We start from the raw sequence: 18,484 nt of genomic DNA, 5'->3' as shown, positions 1-18,484 counted from the left end.
CTTAAATGATGCCCATTTCTTTTCCTACTTTTTCATACTTAAGAATTGCTTCATCTAACATTTCTTTCGTATGAGCTGCTGTAGGCATATTACGAACGCGCCCTGTTCCTTTTGCTACAGTTGGGAACACGATAGATTTTGCGTATACACCTTCTTCATTTAGACGTTTACTAAATTCTTGTGTTAATACTTCGTCCCCAATGATACAAGGTGTAATTGGCGTTTCACTTTCCCCAATGTTAAAGCCAAGTTCTTTTAATCCTTGTTTCAAGTAGCGGCCATTTTCCCATAAGCGATCGTGTAACTCTGTGCTTTCCATTAAGATTTCAATTGATCTCATGCAAGCTGCTGCATCAGCTGGTGTTAATGCTGTAGAGAATAAGAATGGACGTGAACGAACTTTTAACCAGTCAATTAAGTTTTGTTTCCCTGCTACATATCCACCAATTACCCCAATTGCTTTTGATAATGTACCAATTTGGAAATCAACTTTATCAGAAAGACCGAAGTGCTTTACAGTTCCTGCACCTTTTCCAAGTACACCTGAACCGTGTGCATCATCTACGTATGTCATTAAATCTAACTCTTCTGCAATCTCAACAATTTCTGGTAGTTTTGCAACATCTCCATCCATCGAAAAGACACCATCTGTAATTACCATTAATTTATTGTAAAGACCTGATTCTTTCGCCGCGATTGCTTTTTGGCGTAAATCTTCCATATCAGAATGTTTATAAACAATAATTTTTGCTTTTGATAAACGACTACCGTCAATAATAGATGCATGATTTAATTCGTCTGAAAGAATCGCATCATTTTTATCCATAACAGCTGAAATCGCTGCCATATTACAGTTAAATCCTGATTGATAAGCAATTGCTGCTTCTGTATGTTTAAACTTTGCAATTGTTTCTTCTAACTTAATATGCAAATCTAAAGTACCGTTAATTGTACGAACAGCCCCTGCTCCAACACCGTACTTATGAATAGCACCAATTGCTGCTTCTTGCAAACGGCTATCTGTTGCTAATCCCAGATAGTTGTTTGAAGATAAGTTAATATATTCTTTTCCGCCAATTGTAATGATCGGTCCATTTGAACTCTCAAGCGGATCAATTACGTTATAAAGCCCCTTTGATTTTAAATCCTCTAAATTTTCTTCTAAAAATTTCGCAAGTGTTTTACTAGACATCGTGAAGCCTCCCATCGTTCATGTAAGCGGATTATTGTCTTAATAGTTCTAATAATCCCTCTACTAGCTTAACACGTTTTCAGAATTTATTATAGAAAAATAGTTTAAAGTAACCGCTTACAATTCTAGATTATATATGATTCATTACAATAAATCTATCATTTACTTTTCATATTTGATAGAATTAAAAAAATATTTCGGGAGGTTTCAAACATGGCATTTACAGAATCTGATGTATACAATAACACAGCATTTTTCGAACAATATATGAAACGAAGATACCGAGAAAATAGCCCAAATGAATCCATTGAAAAACCAGTATTCTTTCAGCTCATTGGTCATGTACAAGGAAAACAAATTCTCGATTTAGGCTGTGGTGATGCTAAGTTTGGTGCGGAATTATTAGAGAAGGGATGCTACTCTTATACCGGCATTGAAGGCTCCGAACTTATGTATGAAAAAGCTAAAAAACAACTAGAAAATAAAAATGGATCTGTTCATTTTTTAAACCTCAAAGATTATACCTACCCCTCTTCCACTTTTGATTTAGTAACATCTAGACTCGCCTTACATTATATTGAACATCTTGATACTATTTTTCAAAATGTATTTCAAACTTTAAAAACAAATGGCACCTTTACCTTTAGCGTTCAACATCCCGTTATTACTTCTTCATTTGAAAGCTTACAAACAAGTGGTAAAAGAACGATTTGGCTCGTCGATGATTACTTTAAACTAGGCAAACGGGTTGAACCATGGATTGACCAAGAAGTTATTAAATATCATCGTACAACGGAAGAGTATTTCACATTATTACAGCAAGCCGGATTTACCATTACATCATTAAAAGAAGCTACACCAAATCCAACCTATTTTCAAGATGAAGAAGAGTATAAACGTCGCTTACGTATTCCTCTCTTCCTCTTATTTTCTTGTACCAAATAAAAAAAACGATGAATCACTCATCGTTTTTTTATCTCATTGCCTGAGCAACTTCTTTAACTACACGTCTTCCTCTTCCGTGAGGGATACAAAGCGGTGTTCCAAACAACGGATCCGTACTAATTTGACACTCCATTCGGAATACATCACGTACTAGTTTCTCATCTACCACTTCTTCAGGTTTACCTTGTGCATATATTTGTTTATCTTGAATTGCTACAATGTTATCTGCATAGCGGCATGCTAAATTCAGATCATGTAATACCATAACAATTGTTCTTTGTTCTGTTTCATTTAATTCGAATAATAAATCTAGCACTTCAATTTGGTGAGTCATATCTAAGTATGTAGTTGGCTCATCCAGTAAAATGATATCTGTATCTTGTGCAAGTGTCATTGCGATCCAAGCACGTTGACGCTGCCCACCTGAAAGAGCATGCACATCACGCTCAGCAAATTCTGTCATACCTGTTGCTGCAAGTGCCTTCTGTACCATTTCCTCATCTTTTTCTGACCACTGTTTCAGCCATGTTTGATATGGATAGCGTCCTTGTTTTACAAGTTGCAATACTGTAAGCCCTTCTGGTGCTTGCGGTCCTTGCGGTAAAATTGCCATTTGACGAGCAATTTGCTTCGTTTGCATACTTTGAATAGCTTGATTATCTAACAAAATGTCACCAGTTGTTGGCTTTAATAATCTAGCTAGTGAACGTAATAAAGTTGATTTCCCGCAACCGTTGGAACCGATAAAGATTGTAATTTCACCTTTTGGAATTTCTAAATTCAACTCATCAATAATAATTGTTTCACCATAAGACAACGTCAAGCGTTTCGTCTCCAATGCTTTTTGCATATTCATCTCCCTTTATGAATTCCGACTTTTATAAAGTAAATAAATAAAATAAGGTGCACCAATTGCTGATGTAAATACCCCTGCTGGAATTTCAAGTGGTGTGAAAATTGTACGCCCTATTAAATCTGCAGCAAGTACTAGAATTGCACCGACAATAGCTGCAACTGGGAGCAATGCACCGTATAAAGAACCAACTAGCCTTCGTGAAATATGAGGTGCCATTAAACCGACAAATCCAATCCCTCCGGCGAAGGCAACTGCTCCCCCAATTAAAGCCGTACTAAGTAATAACATGAATACGCGTGACTTCGTTAAAGGAACACCAAGTCCTACCGCAATATCATCCCCTAGCTCTTGCGCATTTAAATGTCTAGCAGCTATAAATGATATTACTGTTAAAATGAGAACCCACGGTGCAAGTACCATAACATTTTGCCAAGAAGAGCCATAAACGGTACCCGTAATCCATACATTCGCTTGGCTCGCTTGATAAATTGGTGCTAACAACATAAATAATGTTGTTGCCGCCTTCGTTAATGCCCAAAATCCAACACCAATTAAAACGAGAATAATTGGTGATAATCCATCATTTTTCCATGCAAATAAGTATACAAAAACCGCTACAATCGTTGCTCCTGCAAAAGCTGCGAGCGGCATATAATGAATGCTTACAGTTAGCGCATTATTTTTATCACTAAATAGCGCTAAAAATAATACAACTGCGACACTTGCCCCGCCCGTAATCCCGATGATATCAGGAGAAGCAAGTGGATTTCGAACGAGCCCTTGTAAAATACAGCCCGCTACCGCAAGCGCAATTCCTACGAGGATAGCAATTAAAATACGTGGCATACGAAACTTATTTACAACCATATTTGACATTGCATCGCCATTTCCGGTAATTGCTTGCCATACGTCATAAGGAGCAATTTTCATGTCTCCCATACCTGCGCTCGCAAAGAATAATCCTATTAAAACAACTAGTAAACTTAACAAGACGAGACAAGCTCGTTTATACATTAAAAACGAGAGCTCACCTTTTCCTATACGAAACGGAATATATTTCTTCATTTGCTAAGCCCTCTCTTACGTGCAATATAAATAAAGAATGGAGCTCCAATAAATGCTGTCATAACTCCTACTGGTACTTCTTGTGGCATAATGACATATCTTGCTGCTATATCAGCCAATATTAGTAGTATTGCACCTAACAATCCGCTATAAGGCACTCTCCATCTGTGGTCAACTCCAACAAGAAATCTCGCAAAATGCGGAGTAATAATTCCAATAAATCCAATTGGGCCAGCAACCGCAACTGAACCACCAGACAACAGTACAATAATAAGTAACACGAATGATTTCATTAAAATTGTTCGTTGTCCAAGTCCTTTCGCGACGTCTTCTCCCATCATCAATGTATTTACTTTCCCTGCCATCATAAGAGATGCAATCCATCCTATTAATAAATATGGGAATACAGATTGTAAAATTTCTAACTTTCTCCCTTGCACAGATCCAGCAAGCCAAAATAATACCTCTTCAAGTGCTTTTTCATTTAACACAAGTAATCCTTGTGTTAATGATGAAAATAATGCACTAATTGCGACCCCTGCTAACGTTAACTTAAGAGGAGTAGTCCCTTCTTTTCCTAAAGAACTAGAAGCAAATACAAGTACAGCTGCAACCGCCGCTCCTAAAAAGGCAATCCATGTGAAAGCTGATAATGATGTTACTGAAAAGATTACAATTGCTACAACTATAAAGAACGCAGCACCTGAATTTAATCCAATAAAATCTGGAGAAGCAAGTGGATTCTTAGTTAAAGTTTGCATAAGACAACCAGCAATGGCTAAACTAGCACCAACACTAGCTGCAATTAACGCCCTAGGCAGACGTACATTTTGAATAATAATATGTTCATTGGAACCGTTAAAATGGAAAAAAGCATCCAATGCTAGTTTCCAACTCGTATTTGTATATCCGAAAATAATACTTCCCCAAATACAAATAACGACTGCAATGATTCCAACAAATAATCCAATCCATTTTGCTCGATTTGTTTTTAATAACATGCAGCGTTTCCCCTTCAATGTATAATGATACGTTGTTAGTGTATTTCAACTTAATTCTCATTGTCAACGGAAATGAGAATTATTTTCACCCATATGTATTGACAATCAAAAGATAAAGGCTTAATATCATGCTTGCTATTGAAAAATATTCTCAACATATAGGGGGTACATAATGAATTTCATGCGGAAGAAATCGTTTACAGTATTTGTATTTTTACTAGCATTTTCAATGCTTTTAAGCGCTTGTGGAAAATCAAATAACAAAGAAGAATCTACAAAAGAAGATAATAAAAAAGAAGTGGTTACTGTAGAACATGCAATGGGTAAAACAGAAGTTCCTGCTAATCCAAAACGTGTAGTTATCTTAACAAATGAAGGAACTGAAGCTTTACTTGAATTAGGTGTGAAACCAGTTGGTGCTGTAAAGTCTTGGACTGGTGACCCATGGTATCCACATATTAAGGATAAAATGAAAGATGTAAAAGTTGTTGGTGATGAAGGACAAGTTAACGTTGAAACAATCGCTTCTTTAAAACCAGACTTAATTATCGGTAACAAAATGCGCCACGAAAAAGTGTACGAACAATTAAAAGCAATTGCACCTACTGTGTTCTCAGAAACATTACGTGGTGAATGGAAAGATAACTTCAAATTTTATGCAAAAGCATTAAATAAAGAAAAAGAAGGTCAAAAAGTTGTAGCTGATTACGAATCACGTATGAAAGATTTAAAAGGCAAACTTGGCGATAAAGTAAATCAAGAAATCTCTATGGTTCGTTTCATGCCTGGTGATGTTCGTATTTATCATGGCGATACATTCTCTGGTGTTATTTTAAAAGAACTTGGATTTAAACGTCCTGGAGATCAAAACAAAGATGATTTTGCAGAGCGTAACGTATCTAAAGAGCGTATTTCTGCTATGGATGGTGACGTATTATTCTACTTCACATTCGATAAAGGAAATGAGAAAAAAGGATCTGAACTAGAAAAAGAATATATAAACGATCCTCTATTTAAAAATTTAAATGCCGTAAAGAATGGTAAAGCATACAAAGTCGACGATGTTATTTGGAATACAGCTGGCGGTGTAATTGCTGCTAACCTATTACTAGATGACATCGAAAAACGCTTTGTTAAATAATATTTCCTTAACCAGCTCCCTTCTGTGGAGCTGGTTATTTTTCAATTCACTTAAATGTCACATTATTTCGTTTTGTATTTTTATTCCCAATATGTTATATTGAGAAAGTAAATAGAATATATTTTCTTTATATCAGAATAAATGTTTTAATCTAAATTTTCTGATTAATCACTATTTTATTTTCTTTTAGAATTCAATTATTACATTTGAAAACGCTTATCATCTCGTTTTCAGGGCAAAATACAGTAACGGTCGAAGAAAAATAGAACTTTTTTAGAAATTTTCTTTCTATTTCCATATAATTCTATTGACTTCTAAATATTTTGTAAATTAAAATGATTACATAAATATCCGTTATACAGGATTAGGGGGAAACAAAAATGGATGCAGCTTTAAAATTAGACAAAGCTGGAGAGCAACAATCACCAAAAAAACATCCACCAGGGTTATACTTGTTGTTCTTTACAGAGGCATGGGAAAGATTTAGTTATTACGGAATGCGTGGCTTATTAGTTCTTTATTTAACAACGAGCTTAGTAAGCGGCGGTTTAGGATTTGATAAAGCAGTTGCAGTTCAAATTTACGGTATTTTCACAATGTTAGTATACTTCACACCTATTATCGGTGGTTGGTTAACTGACCATTTCATTACGAAGCGACATGCCATTACTATTGGTGGTATCATCATGGCAATTGGTAACTTTGTATTATTCTCAATGAACACAAAAACTGGACTTTTCTTAGGATTAGGATTATTAGTTATTGGTAACGGATTCTTCAAACCAAATATTTCGACTTTATTAGGTCAATTATATAGCGAAAATGATTCTCGTCGTGATAGTGCCTTCACTATCTTCTACATGGGGATTAACTTAGGAGCTCTTATCGCTCCATTCATTTGCGGTTACTTTGCAGATTATAGATACGGTTTCTTAACAGCTTGTATCGGTATGATTATTGGGCAGCTTGCCTTTAATTTCTTAGCACCTCGTTACTTAGGGTCTATCGGAACAACTGTTGTAGGTAAACAATCTAAAGAAAAAAATGCAAAAGCAATTGAGAAAAAACCTTTAACAACACAAGAGAAAAAACGTACTGCTGCAATTTTAATTTTAACTTGTTTCGTAGTATTCTTCTGGGCAGGATTTGAGCAAGCTGGTAGTTCTTTAACACTTTACACAGATAAGTTCGTCGATCGTACAATTGGTGGATTTACAATTCCAACACCTTGGTTCCAATCTGTAAACCCACTATTCATTATCTTACTAGCATTACCTGTTTCTGCGTTATGGATTAAGCTTTCAAAAACAAAAAATGGCGATTTGAAAATCCCAACAAAAATGGCATTAGGCATGATTTTACTAGGGATTGGATATTTAGTTCTAACTTTAGCTGTTTTAAAAACTGGTAGCGATGAAGGTAACATTACAATGAAAGCAAACTTACTATTCATTGTATTCACTTACATGTTCCACACAATCGGTGAGTTATTCTTATCACCAATCGGATTATCTATGGTAAGTGCAATTGCTCCTGTTAAATTAGCATCATTATTAATGGGTGTATGGTTAGCTGGTACTGGCTTCGCAAACTTATTAGCAGGACAATTAGCTGCTTTCACTCAATCTTTAGGATATTTAGAAGTATTCGCAAGTATCGGTATTATCGTAATTGTACTGGGATTAGTACTTCTTATGTTCTCTAAGAAAATTGCACATATGATGGAATAATAAAAAAGACGCTTCTCAATTGAGAAGCGTCTTTTTTATTATTTCTCCTCTAAAGCTGTCACGTCCACATGAACGCTCTCACCAGGATTAGATACATCATACACTTGAGCACTCCCCTTCTGCTCATCACAGCTCTCAATCCATACTGGTACGCCCTCATATGTAACGTCAATTCTACTTGAAGAAGATAAAATTTGTTTCACACGTTTCACATCCATACTACTATCCCTCCTTTTGCTTACTACACTCCTTTCTATTTTTTCTTTTCCTTTTAGAATATATTCCGTAAGGCAGCATGTTGATTGATAGTCATTTCTTCCTCACATGCTAATATTTACTCTCTCACTACCTTTCTGACAAATAAAAAAAGACGTATATTCCATACGTCTTTTTCCATAATATTCAAATTTTAAGAAAATAATGTTTTTACTACCGCACTTACTTTATCATTATGGATTTGATAATACACTTCTAATCCTCGTCTTTCAAAGCGCACTACTTTATTTTGCTTTAACTTCGTTAAATGTTGTGAAACCGTTGATTGCGGAATTTCTAATACTTCCTGTAGTTGTGTTACATTACATGTTCCTCTTTGCATAAGTTCCATTACTAGACGTAGACGAAGTGGGTGAGCTAACGCTCTTAACATTTGTACATCTTCTTCTGAAATACGACATTCGAATTGATTTTGGCTCATAAAGTTCCCCTCATTTTCGTTTTTATTTGCGTTTTTATGTTCTTTTTATTTATTTATATATCTGTTCTTATATTTCCTGTTACGACATAACTTTATCAACCTATAAAGCCGAAAAATTTTTCCATCTTTATCAGCAAAAATTCAGGAAAAAATCCTTGCTGATTTTGAATATTATACTATATGATATAACGAAAAAGCAAAATAATGGCCTACGAATACTTTGCTTGCAAACGTTGTTTTATCAAGCTTTTTGTTATATTTTCACCTCATTGAAACGCACAGTAACGGTATTGTAAAATACCGTCTATAATTGATAACCTATCGTAATGTAGTTGAACTATAATTAACCTCTTTGTTACGCTAAAAGGAATTTTCAGTAAAAAGAGATGATGTGATATTAAAAATTTGTTTCTAATTTTTTATTCGTATTGCAAGCGGTTGGACTGTTGTGCAAAACTTCCTATTTAAATCCACTCACCAATCCTCCCTCACACTAGATCAAATAGGACAGATCAGTTCATATATCAAACTTTATACTCGATATAAAAGATGGCATCTAATATACACTTATAGGAAACATGCCAGCTGAATAAGCAAAATAATATGCAAATAGTTTATACAGCACACTTAAATTCATTTGAGTGTGTTTTTTGTCTACTTTATGAACAAAGCTTTTCTTTTAACACTATTATGGAATAATTATACTTTTTTACGTTGACAATAGTGTTGAAGGAGAATATACTAAGCATGTAAGTTGATTGTGAATAGTTTCACAAATAATGTGAATTTCTTCACATATAATAGATAGGAGTTGTCATTATTATGAGTACTTGGACACAAATTTATGACCCATTAAACAATATTTGGTTATCTGCACTAATCGCAGCACTTCCAATCTTTTGTTTCATCATTTGTTTAATGGGATTCAAAATGAAAAGTTACATGGCTGGTCTTTATAGTGTGATTGTCGCTATTATCCTTGCAATATTTGTTTATAAAATGCCAGCAACAGTAGCTGTAGCATCTGCTGGATTCGGTGTTTTATCTGGATTTTATCCAATTTGTACTATCGTTATCGCCGCAATTTTCCTTTACAAATTAACTGTTAAAACAGAGCAATTCAATATTATTCGCGATAGTATTTCAAGCATTACAAATGATCAACGTTTACAAGTATTATTAATCGCTTATTCTTTCGGTGCTTTCTTAGAAGGTGCAGCTGGTCTAGGGGTTCCAGTTGCTATTACAGCCGCACTACTTGTAGGTATGGGCTTTAATCCATTAAAAGCAGCAGGTATTTGTTTAGTAGCTAATATTGCTGGTGGTGCTATGGGTGCTATGGGTATTCCAGTTACAGTGCCAGCACAATTAACTCAACTTGACGCATTAACTATTGGTCGTCAAACTGTTCTTATTTTACCTTTCATTAGTATTATTTTACCTTTCTTACTTGTTTCAATGGTCGATGGAATTAAAGGTATTAAAGAAACTTGGCAAGGTATTCTTGTAAGTGGTGTTTCTTTCGCTATTACTCAATTCGCTGTGACTTACTTCTTAGGTGCAGAACTTACTAATATTTTCGCAGCAGTTGTAAGTATGATTGCTCTTGCATTATTCTTACGTGTTTGGCAACCAAAATCTTCTACTAAAGAAGAAAAACAAGAAACTAAAGTATCACATACATTCAATCAAATTTTATACGCTTGGTCTCCATTCGTATTCTTAACTGCATTTGTAACAATCTTTAACTTAAAACCGATTAAAGCTTTATTTGCTCCAGATGGTGCGTTAGCAAACTTAGTATTTAACATTCAGTTCCCTGGTCTTCATAATGCTGTTATGAAAACTACACCAATTACAAAAGCTGATACACCTTTCGCAGCTGTTTTCAAATTTGATGTATTCTCTTCTACAACTACTGCGATTGTACTAGCAATTATCGTTTCACTTATCGTTTACCGCGTAAAAGGTAAAATGGTTAAAGAATTAATGATTGAAACAATGAAAGAATTAAAAGCTCCAGTATATACAATTTGTAGCGTTATCGCTTTAGCTTACGTAGAAAACTACTCTGGTATGTCATCTACACTTGGACTTGCATTCTCTTCTACTGGTAATGCATTCCCAGTTCTTTCTCCAATCTTAGGATGGATTGGCGTATTCATTACAGGTTCAGTAGTTTCAAGTGGTTCTTTATTCGCACCACTTCAAGCAGTAACAGCAGACCAGTTAAACATCGTTCCTTCTACACTCGTTGCCTTAAACGTAGTAGGTGGTACAATGGCAAAAATGGTTTCACCACAATCTGTAGCAGTTGCTTGTGCCGCAGTTGGACTAGTTGGTAAAGAATCTGCTCTATTTAAAACAGCAATGAAATACAGTTTAATCTTCTTAGCTGTTATTAGCTTACTTCAATTAAACGCTGTATTTAATATCTTTTAAAAATAAAACACCGATCCAAGTGGATCGGTGTTTTTCACATTACATTTTTTTATTTTTTAATAAAGAAGCTCCAGCAATTTCAGGGTGAGTCATTTCGAATGGATCTAAAATAATATCCAATTCCTCTTCTGTCAGTACACCATGTTCTAAACATAACTCCCTAACAGATTTCCCTGTTTCAATTGCTTCACGTGCAATACGAGATGCTACTTCATAACCAATATGAGGATTAACTGCTGTAATAATTCCAACACTTTTCTCAACATATTGCTTCAGCAATTCTTCATTTGCCGTAATTCCTTCAATACAATATTCACGGAATACACGGAATCCATTATTCATAATACTAATAGATTGAATTAAATTAAATACAAGCACAGGCTCCATTACGTTTAACTCTAATTGTCCTGCTTCTGATGCTAAGCAAATTGTATGATCGTTTCCGATTACTTGGAATGCGACTTGGTTAATCACTTCTGCCATAACTGGATTTACTTTACCTGGCATAATCGATGAACCTGGCTGACGTGCTGGCAATTGAATTTCAGCTAACCCAACACGTGGTCCAGACGCCATAATACGAAGATCGTTTGCAATTTTAGACATGTTCATCATACATACTTTAAGTGCTGCAGATACTTCTGTGTATGCATCTGTATTTTGCGTTGCATCAACTAAATGCTCTGCACCAACAAGTGGGAATCCACTAAACGTTCTTAAATGTTTTACCACTTGTTCAATATACATAGGATTTGCATTCAATCCTGTACCAACAGCTGTCGCCCCCATATTCACTTCATATAAATGCTGACGAGACTGTTTAATTCTTTTTATATCACGCGCAAGCACTCGGCTATACGCTTCAAATTCTTGTCCAAGGCGAATTGGAACTGCATCTTGTAAATGTGTGCGTCCCATTTTAATAACGTGATCAAACTCTTTTGCTTTTTTACGAAAAGCAGAATGAAGTTCTTCCATTGTAATAAGAAGCTTTTCTAACATCATAAGAGTTGCAATATGAATCCCTGTTGGAAACGCATCGTTCGTTGATTGGGCCATGTTCACATGAGTGTTTGGGCTAATTTTCGCATACGCCCCTTTTTCATATCCCATACGTTCTAACGCTCTATTCGCAATTACTTCATTTGTATTCATATTAATAGAAGTTCCGGCTCCGCCTTGAATAGGATCCACGATAAATTGATCATGAAACTTTCCATCAACAATTTCTTGCGCTGCTTCTGCAATTTCATGTCCAATGTCTTTAGCTAAGTAACCAGTATCTATATTCGCAAGCGCCGCCGCTTTTTTCACAATTGCCATTGCTGTAATGAGTGATGGATGAATGCGATATCCTGTAATTGGGAAGTTTTCTACGGCACGTAATGTTTGTACACCATAATAAGCTGCACTTGGTACTTCTTTTTTACCTAAAAAATCTTTTTCTATACGTATATCCTTCGTTGCTATCATTTTTATCACCTATACTTTTTCATTCTAAATCCTTATCCAAAAAATCCGCCCTCTAAAAACACGAGTATCATTCAGAAGAATTTTTCAGTATCCACCTTCACTATATAGCACCTTTTTTGAAAGCGCAAACATTTATTTTTCTGTATATCCTTTTTATTAAAGTTTATAGAAAATCATTCTTCTACTTTCCTTATTTCCACTCGTTTAATTTGATGCATATCCTTTTCAAGGACTTTAAAATAAAAACCGTGTTTCTCAATAATATCTCCTTCAGCAACGATTTGTTTTTGTACCATAATCCAGCCACCAATTGTATCTACATCATCAGCAATTAAATGTATGCCAAGCAAATCATTTACTTCACTAATAAGCACTTTTCCCTCTACGATTTTATAACCTTCACTTATATGCTCTATAGGGGGATTCTCATCTTCATCGTATTCATCTCGAATTTCTCCAACAATTTCTTCTAAAATATCTTCTAGTGTAACAATCCCAGCTGTACCACCATATTCATCATACAATACAGCTAATGGAATGTGTTTTCTTTGCATTTGTAATAGTAAATCATGAATTGGAATATTTTCTAGCACTTCAATAACTGGCCTTGTATATGGCATAATTGAGCACTCCTCATCCCGATTACCATCCATATAACGAATAAATAAATCTTTTACATTAACCATCCCAATAATTTCATCTTTATCTTCACCAAATACAGGATATCTCGTGTACTTTTCTTGCGCGATTACTTTAATATGTGTTTCAAATGGTTCGTCCTCATATAAGCCTACAACTTCCGTACGAGGTACCATAATTTCTTTTGCTACTCTATTATCAAATTCAAAAATATTATTTACATATTTAAATTCCCTTTGGTTAATCTCTCCGCTCTCATAGCTCTCAGATAAGATTAACCTTAATTCTTCTTCTGAATGAGCTACTTCATGTTCAGAAGCTGGATGTAATCCGAATAAACCAGTTACAACCCTCGCTGAACCATTCAAAGCCCAAATAAACGGATACATAACTCGGTAAAAATAAATAAGTGGTTTCGATAACAATAAGCTAACTTGTTCTGCTTTTTGTATAGCAAATGTCTTTGGAGCAAGTTCCCCAATGACAACATGTAAAAATGTAATTACTGCAAAGGCAATAATAAATGAAACTGTACTGGAAATTGCAGGTGAGAATTTTAATTTTAAAAACAACGGCTCGAGTAAATGTTTAATGGTTGGTTCCCCTAACCACCCAAGCCCTAAAGCAGTAATTGTAATACCTAGCTGACAGGCCGATAAATATTCATCTAAATTTGAAGTTACCTTTTTAGCTGCCAGTGCACCTCGTCTTTTTTCGCTAACGAGTTGATCAATACGACTGCTACGTACCTTAATAATTGCAAATTCAACAGCCACAAAAAATGCTGTTAACCCAATAAGAATGACTACCATCAATAATTTTAAAATATCCACATATGCTCTTTAGCTTTCTTAGCTAAAGTTACACCTCCTTTTAAAAAGAAGTTTCACTTTAGTTTCTTCAATTATTGGAAAGCAACTCTATATAAAATCCACCAATTTTCAAACCTCATACAATTCTAAAGGTAAACCATCAGGATCTTGGAAAAAGACGAATTTCTTCCCCGTTATTTCATCAATACGGATCGGTTCCGTCTCAACACCACATTGGTTTAAATGCTTCACAGCTTCTTCTATATTTGTAACAGCAAATGCTAAATGTCTAAGACCGGCTGCTTCTGGAAAACTTTTACGCTCAGGCGGATTTGGAAATGAAAATAATTCGATTTGATACTCTTCTCCTACACATAAATCTAATTTATAAGAATCTCGTTCCTTTCTATATACTTCATTTATCTCTTTAAACCCTAATATCCTAGTATAAAAATCCTTTGACGTCTCATAATTCGAACAAATAATTGCAACGTGATGCACTCTACATATATTCATGCTCTCTCTATTCCTTTCTTTACCAAAGATGCATATTCTCCCTTGAAATGAAAAACATATATAGCAGAATATCTCTTTTAGGGGGCTTACCATGAAATTCATTACTTTTTTCGTCGGACTAATTGTTGTTTTCTTGCTCGCTTATATTGCTAGCAATAATAAGAAGCATATTAAATTTAAACCAATTTTTATCATGCTTATTATACAGTTAATTTTAACCTATTTACTATTAAATACAGAAATCGGCCTCATACTTATTAGAATCATTTCCAGTTTGTTTACCAAGCTACTCGAGTATGCTGCTGATGGAATAAATTTCGTATTTGGTGGTCTTGCAAATAAAGGTGAAATGCCATTTTTCCTTACTGTATTATTACCAATCGTCTTTATTTCTGTTTTAATTGGTATATTACAACATTTCAAAATATTACCATTTTTTATTCGTTGGATCGGGTACTTTCTTAGTAAAATAAATGGTCTTGGTAAATTAGAATCTTACAACGCTATCGCCTCTGCCATTGTCGGCCAATCAGAAGTTTTTATTACAGTGAAAAAACAATTAGCTCAAATTCCAAAACACCGTCTTTATACACTTTGTGCCTCTGCTATGTCAACCGTATCTATGTCTATCGTAGGTGCCTATATGACAATGATTGAACCTAAATATGTAGTAACTGCACTCGTTCTCAATTTATTTAGCGGTTTTATTATCATACTCATCATTAACCCTTACGACGTTAAAGATGACGAAGATATTTTAGAAATCAAAGGTGAAAAACAAAGCTTTTTTGAAATGCTTGGAGAATACATTCTTGATGGTTTTCGTGTAGCCATTGTTGTCGGCGCTATGCTCATCGGATTCGTCGCATTAATTAGTTGTATTAATGACCTGTTCCTCATTATATTCGGTATTACGTTCCAACAATTAATCGGCTATGTATTTGCACCTATCGCATTCCTTATCGGTGTACCCAGTTCTGAAATTGTCGCGGCTGGCAGCATTATGGCAACGAAGCTTGTAACGAATGAATTTGTCGCAATGATGGACCTTAGTAAAATTTCTAATAGCCTTTCTCCCCGTACAGTTGGTATTATTTCTGTTTTCCTTGTATCTTTTGCCAATTTTTCTTCCATTGGTATTATTTCAGGTGCGGTAAAAGGACTAAACGAAGAACAAGGAAACGTTGTTGCGAGGTTTGGCCTTAAATTACTATATGGAGCTACTCTCGTTAGTATTTTATCTGCAATTATCGTAAGCATTATGTTGTAATTAGGTAAAATTTTATCATTTTCTTATCCCTATCTTTTGTATACAATAACGAATAGGTGTCTTATAAATAATCAAGACATCTATTTTTTATACATGTACAATCGCTTTTATTTAGCGTAAAATATTTTTTATGTGTTTGAATACACTTCTAAATGTATACACTTTGATAGTTTTAAAGGAGAAAAAATGATGAAATCCGACACGAACAACAATACGCGAGCCAAAAAAGGACGCTCAAAGAAAAAACGCCTACTTTGGTTCCTTCTTATTCCATTACTAATTGTAGCACTTGGAGCAGGAGGCTACTCCTTCCATATATACAGTAAAGCAAAGTCCGTCTTAAATAACGCTTATGCTGAACTAGGTCGAGGAGATAAGTCCAGTAAACGTGAAAAAGCTGTTAAACCTATGACCGACAATATTTCCGTACTAATTATGGGTGTTGATGAAAGTGATATTAGGGAAAAAGGTTATGGAAAAGCAACTCGAACAGATGCGTTATTACTTGCAACAATTAATAAAAACGATAAATCCGTTAAACTTGTAAGCATTCCACGTGACTCACGCGTCTACATTAAATCACGTGATAAATACGATAAAATCACACATGCGCACGTATTCGGTGGTGTAGACAGCACAATTGATACGGTAGAGAACTTTTTAGATGTTCCAGTTGACTACTATGTAAAATTCAATTTTAAATCCTTTATTAAAATTGTTGATTCTCTTGGTGGTATTACTGTAGACGTTCCAGTTGAGTTCACAGAGCAAAATAGTAAAGATGAAGCAGATGCCATTCATCTAAAAAAAGGACGTCAACATTTAAATGGAGAAGAGGCACTGGCACTAGCTAGAACTCGTCATATCGATAGTGATTATATGCGTGGTCAACGTCAACAGCTTGTATTAGAGGCCATTGCTGAAAAGGCACTATCTCTTAATTCCATTAATAAAATCGGTGGCCTACTAGACGCTGTCGATAAAGATTTAAAAACTAATTTAACTTTTGATGATATGATGACAATTACAAAAAATTCAATGGATTCAAATTTAAAAATGGAAAAAATGCAAGTAGAGGGTACAGATAAATATATAGGTGGTATTTATTATTACGTTCCAAATGAAAAAAGCGTCGATACTATTTCAACTATCCTTCAAAAACATCTCGGTGTTACGAATAAAAATGAACATAAAAAATTATAATAAAAAGGCTGCTAGATCTTTCTAGACAGCCTTTTTATTATATTTTTCAACATATTTTTCATACACATTGTGACAAGAAGTGACAATTATTACAGCGGTGTAACATTTTTTATGAAAACATTACACACACAGTGAAAATAATAGTATACTAGTACGTACATAATGTTATTTTCATCATTTTTATACAAAAAATGTAATACATATATTTATACATAAATTTCTGGGGGGAAATAAATGAAGCTAAGTAAAATACTGATTGGTTCTGCAATTGCTGGGGGCATATTACTTTGTGTAGGCGGTGTTGGGGGATATCAATATGTATCCAAATTAAATAATCAATTAGATACTACTGCATTACCAAATACTACATTTGAAGGTATTTCTCTCGACGGAAAAAATAAGAAGGATATTCAAGCAATTATTAATCAAAAGGTAACTGAGTTAGATCAAAAATCCCTTACCTACATATTCCAAAACGATAAACAAACTTACACATGGAAAGATTTAGGGATAAATTATAAAGAGAAAGATATTATTGACAAAATCTTCAAAGAACAAGAAGGAAACGTAATGAATCGTTACAAAATGCGTAAGCAAGCTGAAAACGGTGAATTAAAACGTGACTATAAATTAACACCACAATTAAATGCAACAGCTTATGAAACCTTTATAAAAGATAAATATAATGAAACATTAAAAAATCCTGTTAACGCAGAATTAAGTATTGAAGGCTCAACAGTAAATATTAGTCAAAGCCAAAACGGAGAAAAAATTGATAAAGGGAAACTAAGCGGTTTAACAAATGAAGCTATTACTACTGGTAAATCAGATGTTACATTACCAGTTACATTCATAAAACCAGAACGTTCTACAGAAGACATACAGAAAATGGGTATTAAAGAAGTCATTGCTGAATATTCTACTCCAATGGCTGGCCGTAACGGAAATCAATCATTTAACGTAAATAAGTCAGCTAATACTTTAAGTGGGGTTATTGTCGCACCTGATGAAACATTTAGTTTTAACGGTCGCGTTGGCGTAACTGATGCTGCACATGGTTATAAATCTGCAGCAGTATATTCACAAGGTAAAGTAATACAAAGTGCAGGCGGAGGAGTTTGCCAAGTCAGTAGTACATTATACAGTGCAGCTTTAAGGGCAGATTTAGGCATTGTTTCTCGAAGCAATCATTCTATGCCAGTAAATTATTTACCACTTGGACAAGATGCAGCAGTAGCAGATTATGGTCCAGATTTAAAATTTAAAAATAATACAGGCAATCATATTTATATTCAAGCATTTTCAAATGGAGGTAGTATTACTACACGCATTTTCGGTACAAATACTGGTAAAAATGTTGAAGTTTCTTCTCAAGTAATTAGTAGAACTAGTGATAAAATCACCGCGGTTACGTATAAAAAAGTAACACAAAACGGGGAAGTAATATCAAATGGACAAATTTCAAAAAGCGTATATAAAAGCGCTCCAAAAGAATAGATAAT

16 protein-coding genes are annotated in these 18,484 nt (G+C 34.6%); 7 read left to right on the top strand and 9 right to left on the bottom strand.

Annotated features, from left to right (window positions below; translation table 11 throughout):
* Position 1 precedes the first annotated feature (1 nt).
* A complete protein-coding gene (locus tag C3Y97_RS03225; protein ID WP_000095905.1) occupies positions 2–1,192 on the bottom strand; it encodes a glycine C-acetyltransferase in 1,191 nt (396 codons plus the stop codon).
* 213 nt (positions 1,193–1,405) lie between these two features.
* Here C3Y97_RS03225 and C3Y97_RS03220 point away from each other — a divergent pair, with 213 nt between their 5' ends.
* Complete coding sequence (locus tag C3Y97_RS03220) at positions 1,406–2,137, top strand: class I SAM-dependent DNA methyltransferase (protein WP_000885971.1); 732 nt, start codon at positions 1,406–1,408, stop codon at positions 2,135–2,137.
* Positions 2,138–2,165: 28 nt separating this feature from the next.
* Here C3Y97_RS03220 and C3Y97_RS03215 read toward each other — a convergent pair whose 3' ends face one another.
* From C3Y97_RS03215 to C3Y97_RS03205, 3 genes are read right to left on the bottom strand one after another with little or no spacing between them, the layout of a single operon-like run.
* Complete coding sequence (locus tag C3Y97_RS03215; protein ID WP_001167962.1) at positions 2,166–2,987, bottom strand: ABC transporter ATP-binding protein; 822 nt, start codon at positions 2,985–2,987, stop codon at positions 2,166–2,168.
* A 12-nt stretch (positions 2,988–2,999) separates the two neighbouring features.
* Positions 3,000–4,058 (bottom strand): FecCD family ABC transporter permease, encoded by a 1,059-nt coding sequence (locus C3Y97_RS03210; RefSeq protein WP_000760056.1) that lies wholly within the window; start codon positions 4,056–4,058, stop codon positions 3,000–3,002.
* Positions 4,055–5,059, bottom strand: a complete 1,005-nt coding sequence (locus tag C3Y97_RS03205; protein WP_000925232.1) for a FecCD family ABC transporter permease — start codon at positions 5,057–5,059, stop codon at positions 4,055–4,057. Before C3Y97_RS03205 ends, C3Y97_RS03210 begins: the two co-directional genes overlap by 4 nt.
* Before the next feature lie 172 nt (positions 5,060–5,231).
* On the opposite strand from C3Y97_RS03205, the gene C3Y97_RS03200 reads away from it, so the two are divergent.
* Entirely contained in the window at positions 5,232–6,200 is a 969-nt protein-coding gene (locus C3Y97_RS03200; protein WP_001010276.1) for an ABC transporter substrate-binding protein, read from the top strand.
* Positions 6,201–6,580: 380 nt separating this feature from the next.
* A complete protein-coding gene (locus C3Y97_RS03195) occupies positions 6,581–7,930 on the top strand; it encodes a peptide MFS transporter (RefSeq protein WP_000338314.1) in 1,350 nt (449 codons plus the stop codon).
* Between the two features lie 38 nt (positions 7,931–7,968).
* Here the strand turns inward: C3Y97_RS03195 and C3Y97_RS03190 are convergent, their stop codons facing one another.
* Together C3Y97_RS03190 and C3Y97_RS03185 are read right to left on the bottom strand one after the other, a co-directional pair.
* On the bottom strand, positions 7,969–8,148 hold the full coding sequence (locus C3Y97_RS03190) for an acid-soluble spore protein H (protein WP_000382679.1): 180 nt from the start codon (positions 8,146–8,148) through the stop codon (positions 7,969–7,971).
* Between the two features lie 191 nt (positions 8,149–8,339).
* Positions 8,340–8,627, bottom strand: a complete 288-nt coding sequence (locus C3Y97_RS03185; protein WP_000081428.1) for an ArsR/SmtB family transcription factor — start codon at positions 8,625–8,627, stop codon at positions 8,340–8,342.
* Positions 8,628–9,449: 822 nt separating this feature from the next.
* Between C3Y97_RS03185 and C3Y97_RS03180 the strand changes: the two genes are divergently transcribed.
* Positions 9,450–11,069, top strand: a complete 1,620-nt coding sequence (locus tag C3Y97_RS03180; RefSeq protein WP_000109096.1) for an L-lactate permease — start codon at positions 9,450–9,452, stop codon at positions 11,067–11,069.
* Between the two features lie 39 nt (positions 11,070–11,108).
* Here C3Y97_RS03180 and aspA read toward each other — a convergent pair whose 3' ends face one another.
* From aspA to gloA2, 3 genes are all read right to left on the bottom strand, one after another.
* Positions 11,109–12,542 (bottom strand): aspartate ammonia-lyase, encoded by a 1,434-nt coding sequence (gene aspA, locus C3Y97_RS03175; RefSeq protein WP_000562170.1) that lies wholly within the window; start codon positions 12,540–12,542, stop codon positions 11,109–11,111.
* A gap of 173 nt (positions 12,543–12,715) precedes the next feature.
* Positions 12,716–14,014 carry a hemolysin family protein gene (locus C3Y97_RS03170; protein WP_000353313.1) on the bottom strand — a complete coding sequence of 433 codons (1,299 nt, stop codon included), beginning with the start codon at positions 14,012–14,014 and terminating at the stop codon, positions 12,716–12,718.
* Between the two features lie 108 nt (positions 14,015–14,122).
* Positions 14,123–14,509 carry an SMU1112c/YaeR family gloxylase I-like metalloprotein gene (gloA2, locus tag C3Y97_RS03165; RefSeq protein WP_001017675.1) on the bottom strand — a complete coding sequence of 129 codons (387 nt, stop codon included), beginning with the start codon at positions 14,507–14,509 and terminating at the stop codon, positions 14,123–14,125.
* A gap of 91 nt (positions 14,510–14,600) precedes the next feature.
* On the opposite strand from gloA2, the gene C3Y97_RS03160 reads away from it, so the two are divergent.
* The 3 genes from C3Y97_RS03160 to C3Y97_RS03150 all read left to right on the top strand — a co-directional run bounded on the left by C3Y97_RS03160 (position 14,601) and on the right by C3Y97_RS03150 (position 18,479).
* A complete protein-coding gene (locus C3Y97_RS03160; RefSeq protein ID WP_000668866.1) occupies positions 14,601–15,779 on the top strand; it encodes a NupC/NupG family nucleoside CNT transporter in 1,179 nt (392 codons plus the stop codon).
* A gap of 186 nt (positions 15,780–15,965) precedes the next feature.
* A complete protein-coding gene (locus C3Y97_RS03155; protein WP_033684262.1) occupies positions 15,966–16,982 on the top strand; it encodes an LCP family protein in 1,017 nt (338 codons plus the stop codon).
* A 234-nt stretch (positions 16,983–17,216) separates the two neighbouring features.
* Positions 17,217–18,479: a VanW family protein gene (locus tag C3Y97_RS03150; RefSeq protein WP_000777355.1), complete on the top strand. Its 1,263-nt coding sequence runs from the start codon at positions 17,217–17,219 to the stop codon at positions 18,477–18,479.
* The last annotated feature ends 5 nt before the right edge of the window (positions 18,480–18,484 follow it).

This window comes from Bacillus sp. DU-106 (assembly GCF_004799705.1).
In the GTDB taxonomy this organism is placed as follows: Bacteria; Bacillota; Bacilli; order Bacillales; family Bacillaceae_G; genus Bacillus_A; species Bacillus_A cereus.
The sequence above is the reverse complement of the archived record's forward strand: the minus strand, read 5'-3'. Positions and strand labels throughout refer to the sequence as shown.